The organism is Ochrobactrum teleogrylli (assembly GCF_006376685.1).
GTDB classification, from domain to species: Bacteria; Pseudomonadota; Alphaproteobacteria; order Rhizobiales; family Rhizobiaceae; genus Brucella; species Brucella teleogrylli.
Genome location: NZ_VEWL01000036.1, coordinates 1 through 1,658, shown reverse-complemented (window position 1 = coordinate 1,658; position 1,658 = coordinate 1). Strand labels below are relative to the sequence as shown.

Sequence of the window (1,658 nt, the reverse complement as noted above, 5' to 3'; positions counted from 1 at the left end):
CGCATTGCCTCACGAGAAATGCTCCCTGATTGTTGGCTGTTGCCTCATCTGATTTGCTCCCGGCATTTGTGGGTGCGGAGCAAATCAGATGAGGTTGATCAGCGTGACGACGAAAAATGAATTGATTGCTGCTCTGGCAAAGCGCTATGCGGCTGGAAAGCGGGAGGAAAAATCGCAGATCCTCGACCAGTTTGTTTCGATAAGTGGAATGCATCGCAAACATGCGATGCGGCTGCTGCGTGGGACCGACAAGCAGTCGCAGTCGCGAAGGCGAGCGCAGATTTATGACGAGGCGACCCGGCAGGCTTTGATCGTAGCATGGGAAGCCTCCGACCGGATCTGTGGCAAGCGATTGAAGCCCTTGCTGCCAATTTTGATCTCATCGATGGAACAGCATGGCCATTTGAAGTTAGACGATCAGGTCCGCACACTTTTGCTACAGATGAGTGCGGCTACCATCGATCGTACATTGAAAAGCGTGCGCGAAACAGCGGGCGGCCGTCGACGTCGACGTTCCGTTGCTTCATCGGCATTGAAGCGGAGTGTCCCAATTCGAAAGTTCTCCGACTGGGGTGATCCCGCACCTGGCTTCATCGAGGCCGATCTGGTGTCGCACTCCGGTCCCAACGCACGCGGCAGCTTTATTCAAACTCTTGTCCTTACCGATATTGCGACCGGTTGGACCGAATGCGCGCCTCTGCTTGTTCGCGAACAGAAGCTCTTGACGGAAGTTTTGACCGAGCTTCGCCGCGTAATGCCGTTCCCGCTGCTTGGCTTTGATACAGATAACGATAGCGTATTCATCAACGAGACGATCAGGGATTATTGCATTGATTCAGATATCGAATTCACTCGCTGTCGACCATATCGTAAAAATGATCAGGCTTATGTAGAGCAGAAAAACGGATCGGTCGTCCGCCGTATTGTTGGCTATCATCGGTATGAGGGTGTCGAAGCTGCGGCGACGCTCGCGGAACTTTATCGTTCGGTACGCTTGTTCGTGAACTTCTTTCAACCATCGTTTAAATTGCTGGGAAAGCAGCGAGATGGTGCGATGGTCAAGAAGCTCTACTCTTCTCCCGCGACGCCACATCAACGGCTTTTGTCGGATGCAAGGACGGCGGTGGAGGTACGCGACCGCTTGTTGCACATGAGTAAACAACTCGATCCTGTAAAGCTCCTCCGCGACATTCGTGCAGGACAACAGCGGCTTGCCGACATCGCGCACCAGGGAACACCCTCAACTGAGGCTCCCGATATCGAGAGCTTTTTGCGGAGCCTGCGTATCGCGTGGACGGAGGGCGAAGTTCGTCCGACAGCGAAAGCGAAGCCAAAACTAAAACGAGAGCGACGGCGGCCTGACCCGCTGGTTAACGTCACGAATGATCTTTACAGTTGGTTTGAAGCTGAGCCATGGAGAACCGGTCGGGAGCTACTGGAGCGGCTTCAAACCATTCATCCAGGTGAATATCCTGATGCACTAATCCGTACGGTGCAACGACGGGTGAAAGGCTGGCGCCGCGATCGCGCGCATAGAATGATCTTCGGAATCGAACCTGGCGAAGCTGAACAGCTACCAGAGTTCACCGGAGGATAGGGAGCATTCTGGTGAGGCAATGTGCTATCCGTTCGGGAGCATTCTCTGATGAGGCAATACG

The 1,658-nt window shown here is 53.9% G+C and carries 1 protein-coding gene; it reads left to right on the top strand.

Annotation, left to right across the window (positions count from 1 at the left end; translation table 11 throughout):
* Positions 1-88: 88 nt before the first annotated feature.
* Positions 89-1,597 carry a DDE-type integrase/transposase/recombinase gene (locus FIC94_RS22280; RefSeq protein WP_140026465.1) on the top strand — a complete coding sequence of 503 codons (1,509 nt, stop codon included), beginning with the start codon at positions 89-91 and terminating at the stop codon, positions 1,595-1,597.
* Positions 1,598-1,658: the final 61 nt, after the last annotated feature.